Origin of the sequence: Sulfitobacter sp. UBA4523, from assembly GCF_002388305.1 — a bacterium.
GTDB lineage: Bacteria > Pseudomonadota > Alphaproteobacteria > Rhodobacterales > Rhodobacteraceae > Sulfitobacter > Sulfitobacter pontiacus.
The window spans coordinates 253-8,642 of record NZ_DGMH01000012.1 but is presented as its reverse complement, the minus strand read 5'-3'; the positions used below and the strand labels follow the sequence as shown (position 1 = coordinate 8,642).

Annotated in this window: 11 protein-coding genes; 5 read left to right on the top strand and 6 right to left on the bottom strand. The window is 59.6% G+C overall.

Annotated features, from left to right (window positions below; genetic code table 11):
• Nucleotides 1-224 precede the first annotated feature (224 nt).
• Nucleotides 225-962 (bottom strand): 3-oxoacyl-[acyl-carrier-protein] reductase, encoded by a 738-nt coding sequence (gene fabG, locus B3849_RS02280; RefSeq protein ID WP_009826737.1) that lies wholly within the window; start codon nucleotides 960-962, stop codon nucleotides 225-227.
• A 24-nt stretch (nucleotides 963-986) separates the two neighbouring features.
• Nucleotides 987-1,919: an ACP S-malonyltransferase gene (fabD, locus tag B3849_RS02275; RefSeq protein ID WP_278424456.1), complete on the bottom strand. Its 933-nt coding sequence runs from the start codon at nucleotides 1,917-1,919 to the stop codon at nucleotides 987-989.
• Between the two features lie 147 nt (nucleotides 1,920-2,066).
• Here fabD and B3849_RS02270 point away from each other — a divergent pair, with 147 nt between their 5' ends.
• The gene (locus tag B3849_RS02270; protein ID WP_286779763.1) at nucleotides 2,067-3,278 is read left to right on the top strand and encodes a cytochrome b/b6 domain-containing protein; all 1,212 of its coding nucleotides are present in this window, start codon (nucleotides 2,067-2,069) and stop codon (nucleotides 3,276-3,278) included.
• Between the two features lie 70 nt (nucleotides 3,279-3,348).
• On the opposite strand, the gene B3849_RS02265 is transcribed toward B3849_RS02270, so the two are convergent.
• Both B3849_RS02265 and B3849_RS02260 read right to left on the bottom strand, forming a co-directional pair.
• The gene (locus B3849_RS02265) at nucleotides 3,349-3,918 is read right to left on the bottom strand and encodes a YceI family protein (protein ID WP_278424521.1); all 570 of its coding nucleotides are present in this window, start codon (nucleotides 3,916-3,918) and stop codon (nucleotides 3,349-3,351) included.
• A 153-nt stretch (nucleotides 3,919-4,071) separates the two neighbouring features.
• Nucleotides 4,072-4,566 carry a hypothetical protein gene (locus B3849_RS02260; protein ID WP_260001961.1) on the bottom strand — a complete coding sequence of 165 codons (495 nt, stop codon included), beginning with the start codon at nucleotides 4,564-4,566 and terminating at the stop codon, nucleotides 4,072-4,074.
• A 291-nt stretch (nucleotides 4,567-4,857) separates the two neighbouring features.
• On the opposite strand from B3849_RS02260, the gene rpsF reads away from it, so the two are divergent.
• The 4 genes from rpsF (at nucleotide 4,858) to B3849_RS02240 (ending at nucleotide 6,777) form a co-directional block, all read left to right on the top strand.
• On the top strand, nucleotides 4,858-5,220 hold the full coding sequence (gene rpsF, locus B3849_RS02255; protein ID WP_005852867.1) for a 30S ribosomal protein S6: 363 nt from the start codon (nucleotides 4,858-4,860) through the stop codon (nucleotides 5,218-5,220).
• A gap of 29 nt (nucleotides 5,221-5,249) precedes the next feature.
• Complete coding sequence (gene rpsR, locus B3849_RS02250; protein WP_005852865.1) at nucleotides 5,250-5,477, top strand: 30S ribosomal protein S18; 228 nt, start codon at nucleotides 5,250-5,252, stop codon at nucleotides 5,475-5,477.
• An 11-nt stretch (nucleotides 5,478-5,488) separates the two neighbouring features.
• On the top strand, nucleotides 5,489-6,109 hold the full coding sequence (gene rplI / locus B3849_RS02245; protein ID WP_064216809.1) for a 50S ribosomal protein L9: 621 nt from the start codon (nucleotides 5,489-5,491) through the stop codon (nucleotides 6,107-6,109).
• A gap of 218 nt (nucleotides 6,110-6,327) precedes the next feature.
• Entirely contained in the window at nucleotides 6,328-6,777 is a 450-nt protein-coding gene (locus B3849_RS02240; RefSeq protein WP_278375319.1) for a lytic transglycosylase domain-containing protein, read from the top strand.
• A 48-nt stretch (nucleotides 6,778-6,825) separates the two neighbouring features.
• Here B3849_RS02240 and B3849_RS02235 read toward each other — a convergent pair whose 3' ends face one another.
• Together B3849_RS02235 and tig are read right to left on the bottom strand one after the other, a co-directional pair.
• Entirely contained in the window at nucleotides 6,826-7,536 is a 711-nt protein-coding gene (locus tag B3849_RS02235) for an FkbM family methyltransferase (RefSeq protein WP_009826730.1), read from the bottom strand.
• 137 nt (nucleotides 7,537-7,673) lie between these two features.
• Nucleotides 7,674-8,390 (bottom strand): trigger factor (gene tig / locus B3849_RS02230; RefSeq protein WP_286779762.1); only part of this gene is annotated, 717 nt, incomplete at its 5' end.

Genomic DNA, 8,390 nt, shown 5'->3' with positions numbered 1-8,390 from the left:
ACGCGGTCTGCGACGTCGCTCATATTCAGTCCTCATTCATTCGGGCAATCCTGCCCTCTTCTGTTTCCGTCAGAACCTTATCTGGTCCGTATGGATCGTGCCCCGAGGGGCGGCTATGGCCCTTGTTGTCACAAGGTAAGGGGGGCAATCAAGCCTCCCTATGATGGATTCTGCGCCCCATTTAGCACAAGACGCAGATTTGGCAAACGCTTTGCAGCGCAGGGTCACAACATGGCCATGCCGCCGTTCACATGCAAGGTGGTTCCGGTAACATAGGCGGCTTCCGCACTCGCCAGATAGACAACAGCCGACGCGATTTCGGATGCTTCGCCCATACGGCCCGCAGGGATTTGCCCCATGATTCCCGCCTTTTGGTCGTCGGTCAGCTTGTCCGTCATTGCCGTGGTAATGAAACCGGGGGCGACCGCGTTCACGGTGATCCCGCGGCTGGCAACCTCATAGGCAAGCGATTTGGACATGCCCACCATACCGGCCTTGGACGCGGCATAGTTCGCCTGACCGGGGTTACCGGTGGCCCCGACCACGCTCGAGATATTCACGATCCGGCCCCAACGCGCCTTCATCATGCCGCGCATCACGCCTTTGCACAGCTTGAATGTCGCGGTCAGGTTGACGTTCAGGACCGAATTCCATTCATCATCCGACATGCGCATGAACAGGTTGTCGCGGGTGATGCCGGCGTTATTGACCAGAATATCAACCGATCCCATCGCTTCGGCCGCCTGTTTGGGCAGCGCGTCAACGGCCTCCATATCGCTCAGGTTACAGGGCAGCACATGGGCGCGCTCGCCCAGTTCGGCGGCCAGCGCCTCAAGAGGTTCGGTGCGGGTGCCGGACAGGCCCACGGTCGCGCCACGGGCATGCAGGCTGCGCGCGATTTCCGCGCCGATACCACCCGAAGCCCCGGTGACCAGCGCATTTTTTCCAGTAAGATCAAACATATGTAATTCCTTTCGCAGCCTATCTCAGGCCGTTTTCACGGCAGCGGCATCGGCAGCGGTGCCAATGTTCACGCAGGTGATTTCCTTGTTGATGCGGCGGATCATGCCGGACAGCGCCTTGCCCGCGCCGATTTCCCAGACCTCGGTCACGCCCTGCGCGCCCATCCATTCAACCGACGACATCCAGCGCACCTGACCGGTGACCTGCTCGATCAGCAGCTTGCGGATCTGTTCGGGATCGGTGACCGCCTCTGCCACCACATTCGCCACCACGGGCACGGCGGGGGCGTTCATCGTCACATCCGCCAGCGCACCGGCCATCTCTTCTGCGGCGGGGGCCATCAGAGCACAGTGGAACGGAGCAGACACAGGCAAGAGCAGCGCGCGCTTGGCACCAGCCGCTTTCGCCAGATCAATCGCGCGTTCCACGGCAGCCTTGCTGCCCGAAACGACATTCTGCGCCGGATCGTTCTGGTTGGCGACCTGACAGACCTCGCCCTGTGCGGCCTCTGCGGCGACGGCCTCGGCCTGATCAAAGCTCAGCCCCAGAAGGGCGGCCATAGCGCCCTGCCCCACGGGCACAGCCGCCTGCATCGCGCGCCCCCGGATGCGCAGCAACCGCGCCGTATCGGCAAGCGAGAATGTCCCCGCCGCGCATAGGGCCGCATATTCACCCAGCGAATGGCCCGCGACATACGCCGCCTTATCGACGGTAACGCCTTCGGCCTTCAACGCCGCCATCGCCGCCATTGATGTCGCCATCAGCGCAGGCTGCGCGTTCTGTGTCAGCGTCAGCTCGTCCGCCTCGCCTTCCCAGATTAGCGTCGACAGCTTTTCGCCCAAGGCTTCGTCCACCTCGTCAAACACGGCCTTTGCCGCCGGATAGGCGTCGGCCAGATCGCGGCCCATACCGATGGTTTGCGCGCCTTGGCCCGGATATACGAATGCAATGGTCATAAAGTCCCCCGAATTTGCGTTTCCAGCGCTTTAGCGCGTGGGTGGCCGTCAAACAAGCCTGCACGGCGACTGTGCGCTGATCCGCATTGGTCCCCAAGCCCCGTTGCAGTATGGAGAAACCACCCCATTTCGCGACGGAGCACCCAGATGGCCTTAACCAATACCTCAATCCGCTACGGCGGGGTGACCAAGTTCTTTCACTGGCTCACCGCCCTGCTGATCCTCACGCTGATCGCCCTTGGCCTTTATGCCAGCGATCTGCCCCACGATACGCAAGCGGAGCTGACCCGCAAAGCGTGGCTGTTCTCGCTGCACAAAACACTGGGCGTGACGGTCTTCTTTGTCGCCCTTGCCCGCATCGTCTGGGCCTTTACCCAACCCAAACCGGGGCTGCTGAACGCGGATCACCGCCTGGAAAGCTGGCTGGCGGAAACGGTGCATTGGGTGCTCTATGGGTCGCTGGTGATCGTCCCGCTAGCCGGCTGGATCAACCACGCCGCCGCCTCTGGCTTCGCGCCGATCTGGTGGCCGCTGGGGCAGTCGCTGCCGTTTATCCCCAAGAACACAACAGTAGAACACGCCTTTGGCGCGCTGCACGTCATCTCGGGCAAACTGCTGATCGGCGCGTTGATCCTGCATATCGCTGGCGCGGTGAAGCACCACGTTGTGGACCGCGATTCGACCCTGCGGCGGATGCTGCCGGGCGAAGCCGTCGTCGGCCCGCTGCCTGCGCAACACCACACTGCCGCGCCGGTGATCACCGCCACTGTCGTCTGGGTCGCCGCGATTGCCGTCGGGCTGGGGCTGGGGCTTGGCTTGGGCCAACAAAGCGATCAACCCGCCCCGACCGAAACCGCCGCGCTAGAAGATGTCGCCTCTGACTGGCAGGTGCAGGATGGGACCATCGCGCTAGAGGTCACGCAGTTCGGGTCCGTCGTGGCTGGCAGCTTTGCCGATTGGACATCCGCGATCACATTTGACGACACCGTACAATCCGGCAAAGCGGGCGATGTAACGACCACGGTCGCGATCCCGTCGCTGAGCCTCGGGTCGGTCACGGATCAGGCGATGGGGGCCGATTTCTTCAACAGCGAGGCCTTCCCCACCGCGACGTTTCAGGCCGATATCAATGCCACCGCCGACGGCTATGTTGCGGCGGGCAGCCTGACGATCAAGGATCAGACGATGCCGGTCGACCTGCCTTTCACCCTGACGTTGCAGGACGACACCGCCCGGATGACAGGCTCCACCACGCTGGACCGTCGCAACTTTGGCATCGGGGAAACGGTGACGGACGAAAGCACGCTGGCCTTTAGCGTCTCGGTGAATATCGACCTCACCGCCACACGCGGGCAGTAATCCCCCCATAAACGCAAAAACGCCGGGGTCCTGCCCCGGCGTTCTCGTTTCTTAATATACGGTGAAAAGCTTACTCAGCCTTCATCGCTTCGATAGAGATGTTCACTTGCACTTCGTCGCTGACGAAAGGCGCGAACTGACCAAGGTTGAAATCGGTGCGTGTGACCGTGGCCGTCGCGTCGAAACCGGCCCAAGCCTTCTTGGCCATTGGATGCTCGCCCATCTGGTTCAGCTTGGCATCCAGCACAACGGATTTGGTCACATCGTTCATGGTCAGATCACCGGTGATCAATGCGGTCTTTTCGCCTGTGACCTCGATACCGGTGGATTCAAACGTCACCATGTCGCCGTCTTCAGCGCCAAAGAAATCATCCGTCATGAAGTGTTCGGTGCGGGGTTCCCAGCCGGTGATCATGTCTTTGACCGGGAAAGATACGGAGACAGAGGAGTTCGCGGGCTCTGCCTCGTCCAGCATGATTTCACCGTCAAAACCGCTGAACATCGACGTGGTAGTCGAGAACCCAAGGTGGTTATAGGTGAAAACGATCTGGCTGTGGCTTGCGTCGAGCACATATTTCTCGGCGGCGAAAGCAGAGGTGGCACCCAGTGTCAGGGCGGTGGCAAGAAGGACAGACTTCATGGTCATTGGAATACTCCTGTTGGCGTTTGTCTGCACCATACATGAAGCATTTCAGCGTTTCAGCAACCCAGCAGCGTTCAACAGTTAGTGCGCATTGGCGAACAGTCGCCCGTCGGACATGCGCTAAACACGCACATGACGACCACGCTGCGCTCAGATCGCCTGACCGGAGTCGCGTAGGCTAAAGGTCAGGTTATCGACCACGCGGCGCTCTGCGATATGGACATCAACGATGAAATTGCCGCGCCCGTCCCAGAAGTGAAAGTTGCGGCCAATACGCTCCACCCGTCCCAGATCGCCAAAGCTGCAGCGTTGCAGCACCCGTTGCGCCCCCATCGTGCGCGGGCGCACCAAGCGCAGCTCGCGCCGCAGCGTGTCGATCTGGATCTCGGGCAGCGCGGGCTTTTGCCCCGACAGCAAAAGGCTTGCCCCCAACATCACAGACAACGCCGACAGCCCGACCTTGAGCAGCATCACATCTGACCCAAAGTTCGACCCCGGCGTCAGCCACAACCCCGACGCCGCCAGTACCAAGGCCGCCCCCAACAACCGCTGGACGCTGCGCACCACCGCCCGAGAGCCATCTACCATTCCGGCCTGTGCCGAAAACTGAAGACTATCCGCCGAGAAATTCGTAACTGCGCCCATTGCTCTGATAAACCTTGCTTAACCGTGTGATCTCCGCTTCAGTTCTCGTATGGGTTCATGACGAAAAAAAGGCGCGACCGTGATCGAAGTGGTACTTTTCAAAGGATCATCCGCCCCAAATCGATAGACGCCCGTGCCATAGCGCCAACGCACCCTTGCCCTGCCTGCAAAACCGTGTATATCGGCCCTTCGTTTTGCATCATCTTTTGAACCGCGCAGACTCTCGTGGTGGGGCCGCAAAACGCAAATGCCCTGCCTATGAAATGCGCCTTGATATAAATAGGAGTGCACATGCCGCTTTATGAGCATGTTATGATTGCGCGTCAGGACTTGTCCAACACGCAAGCAGAAGGCCTTATCGAACATTTTGGCACAGTTTTGGCTGACAACGACGGCAAGCTCGTCGACAGCGAATACTGGGGCGTCAAAACGATGGCCTACAAGATCAACAAAAACCGCAAGGGCCACTATGCCTTCCTGCGTTCGGACGCACCAGCGACCGCCGTACAGGAAATGGAACGCCTGATGCGTTTGCATGATGACGTGATGCGCGTTCTGACCATCAAAGTTGATGAGCACAAAGAGCTGCCATCGGTTCAGATGCAGAAACGTGACGAACGCCCCGAGCGTGGCGAACGCCGCGAACGTCGTTGATCATCAGCTTGCAATAAAGGACATAAACCATGGCCGCTAAACCATTTTTCCGCCGTCGTAAGGTCTGCCCCTTCTCGGGCGACAACGCACCGGCAATCGATTACAAAGACACACGTCTTCTGCAGCGCTACATCTCTGAGCGCGGCAAAATCGTTCCTTCCCGCATCACCGCAGTCTCCGCGAAAAAGCAGCGTGAATTGGCCCGTGCCATCAAACGCGCCCGCTTCCTCGCCCTGCTGCCCTACGCCGTTAAGTAAGGAGAAAGCACATGCAAGTTATCCTTCTGGAACGTGTGGCCAAACTGGGCCAAATGGGCGAAGTCGTGGACGTAAAGCCCGGCTACGCACGCAACTTCCTGCTGCCCCAAGGCAAAGCGCTGTCGGCTTCCAAAGCCAACATCGAAGCCTTTGAAGGTCAGAAAGCCCAGCTTGAGGCACAAAACCTCGAGACCAAAAAAGAAGCCGAAGCACTGGCCGACAAGCTTAACGGTCAGCAGTTCATCGTCATCCGCTCCGCCTCCGATTCGGGTGCGCTTTACGGTTCGGTTACGACCCGTGACGCGGCAGACGTTGCCACAGCCGAAGGCTTCACCATCGACCGCAAACAGGTCGTTCTGGGCAGCCCGATCAAAGACCTGGGCCTGCATGACGTCACCGTCATCCTGCACCCCGAAGTCGAAGCCACAATTCAGCTGAACGTTGCACGTTCCCCTGAAGAGGCCGAGCTTCAGGCCGCAGGCAAGTCGATCCAGGAACTGGCCGCAGAAGAAGAAGCTGCAGCCGAATTCGAGATCTCTGAACTGTTCGACGATATCGGCTCCGCCGCGTCCGACGACGACGATCTGGCAGAAGCTGTCGAGAAAACAGACGAAGACGAAGCGCAAGCCTAAGCCTTCCGATCTGATTCCAAATGAAACGCCGCCGCTGACCTCTCAGCGGCGGCGTTTTTCATTGCGCGATCGGCAATATGCCGCCCTGTGCTAAGCGACCCTCTGCCCATCCGGCGCTGCCATTGTTGCGCGGTGCCCCCGGCGTTGTAAGCATTTGGCTCCCGTCAACGATGCGAGTCACCCGCATGATCGCCCTCACACGTCGTTCCCTTTGCCAGATGTTGCTTTGCACACCTGCCCTCTCTGCCTGCGCCAGTACCGCACCAGAGCCCGCCCCCGCGCCCCCCAAGCTGCCGCTCTATCCCAACGAGACGCCCGAGCTGCGCGGGCTGATCAACAAATGGGCCGACCACTACGAAGTCCCCCGCCCGTTGGTCCACCGTCTTGCCATCCGTGAAAGCACCCACCGTCCAGAGGCCCGCAATGGGCCCTACTTCGGCCTGCTGCAAATCCTGCCCGCCACCGCACGCGGCATGGGGTTTCGCGGCGATGCCGGCGATCTTCTCGATCCTGATGTAAACTTGAAATACGGCGTCAAATACCTGCGCGGCGCTTGGCTGCTGTCTGATGGCGATCACGCCACAGCAATCAAATGGTACGCCCGCGGCTATTACTACGAGGCCAAACGGCGCGGTATGCTGGTTGAAACCGGCCTGCGCAAAGGCTGAGCCCCCTAAGGCGCGCCGCGCTGCCCCATGGGCGCAGGCGTGCCTCTCTCAGATCCAGTCGAGGTTCACCTGTCGCGCAGGGTATTTCGCAGCAAAGGTTTCGCGCAGCGCGCGGAACCTCGGTCTGAGATCCGCGAACTTGCGCTCATGGGTTTCCACCACCAAGCACCTGATCCCTTTGATCAAATCCGCTGCATCCATCGCCTCAAGCAGATCAAGCTCCGCGCCTTCGATGTCCATCTTCACAAAAGCGATCTCGCCGCGTTTATCGATTTCAGCCCTGATGATTTCCAGAAAATTGAGCAATGCGACATCGACATAATTGTCTGCGTCAATCGTACGCCCGCCGTCGACGATTGTGCTTTTGACCGACGCCCCTTTCATATTGTCGTCAAAATTCGCGGCCCGCATCAACCGCACAGTGCCCGAGCTGGCCCCAACCGCCGCGTTGACCAGACGTACGTTCGCGCGGTCTTTCACAGCCGCTGAGAGCTGTTCAAACGCATAAGGATCGGGTTCATAGCTGATCACCTCGGCACCTGTGTCGGCCAACAAACGGGTCACGACACCCACATTGGCCCCGCAGTCCATCGCCAGATCGCCAGGCTTCAGCATCGCCGTCACCCCCTTGAGAAAGCCCATCGCCTCGGCCTGACGCAGGTTCCGCTTTGCACGCCGGCGGGCTTTGCGCTCCTCCTCGGTCAGGGGTGTCTTTGCTCTCGCGGCGCGGCGCGCCCTGTTGCTGGCTTGATCTGACATGTGTCTACCACCCTCCCCTTGACCGGAACTGCCGCATTTTGCTGCACTAAAACGGATAACTCCCCAGCCGTCCAACGAAAAAAGCCGCCCCAATCGGGACGGCTTTGATCTTTGTGATACCGAAAAAGGGGAAAGACTTATTCGTCTTCCAGCTCTTCTACGGCTTTCTGCAGGTCTTCTTTCGACACTTCTTTCTCGTTCAATGTCGCCTGTTCAAACACGTGATCAACGACTTTGTCTTCGAACAAAGGAGCGCGCATCTGCTGTTGCATCTGCTGGTTTTGCTGAACGAATTCAAAGAACTGACGTTCCTGACCAGGGTACTGACGTGCCTGGTTCATGATCGCTTGCGTCATTTCCGCGTCAGTGACCTGAACTTCGGCTTTCTGACCCAGCTCGGCCAGCAGCAGGCCAAGACGCACGCGGCGCTCGGCGAGCTTCTTGTGCTCGTCTGTTGTTTCGATTTCCGGGTGGTCGTGGCCCTGAACATCAGGGTTGTCTTCGTGCCACAGCTGGTGCGCGATCTGGCCTGCTTCGGCTTCGACCAGCGACGGCGGCAGGTCAAAGCTGACCAGCTTGTCCAGCTCGTCCAGCAGACCGCGCTTCATGACAGCGCGCGACGCACCGGCATATTCCGCTTCCAGACGCTCTGCGATCTGGGATTTCAGCGCAGCCAGATCTTCGGCACCGAATTTCTTGGCCAGCTCGTCGTCCACTTTCGCGGCAACAGGCTTTTTCACTTCTTTAACCTTGCACTCGAACACGGCTTCTTTGCCGGCGAGGTGAGGTGCTTGGTAATCTTCCGGGAAGGAAACCGTTACGTCTTTCTCGTCGCCTGCCACAACACCGACCAG

Coding starts and splice junctions, on each gene's coding strand:
- fabG (WP_009826737.1), bottom strand. CDS start 962: ATGTTTGATCTTACTGGAAAAAATGCGCTGGTCACCGGGGCTTCGGGT.
- fabD (WP_278424456.1), bottom strand. CDS start 1,919: ATGACCATTGCATTCGTATATCCGGGCCAAGGCGCGCAAACCATCGGT.
- B3849_RS02270 (WP_286779763.1), top strand. CDS start 2,067: ATGGCCTTAACCAATACCTCAATCCGCTACGGCGGGGTGACCAAGTTC.
- B3849_RS02265 (WP_278424521.1), bottom strand. CDS start 3,918: ATGAAGTCTGTCCTTCTTGCCACCGCCCTGACACTGGGTGCCACCTCT.
- B3849_RS02260 (WP_260001961.1), bottom strand. CDS start 4,566: ATGGGCGCAGTTACGAATTTCTCGGCGGATAGTCTTCAGTTTTCGGCA.
- rpsF (WP_005852867.1), top strand. CDS start 4,858: ATGCCGCTTTATGAGCATGTTATGATTGCGCGTCAGGACTTGTCCAAC.
- rpsR (WP_005852865.1), top strand. CDS start 5,250: ATGGCCGCTAAACCATTTTTCCGCCGTCGTAAGGTCTGCCCCTTCTCG.
- rplI (WP_064216809.1), top strand. CDS start 5,489: ATGCAAGTTATCCTTCTGGAACGTGTGGCCAAACTGGGCCAAATGGGC.
- B3849_RS02240 (WP_278375319.1), top strand. CDS start 6,328: ATGTTGCTTTGCACACCTGCCCTCTCTGCCTGCGCCAGTACCGCACCA.
- B3849_RS02235 (WP_009826730.1), bottom strand. CDS start 7,536: ATGTCAGATCAAGCCAGCAACAGGGCGCGCCGCGCCGCGAGAGCAAAG.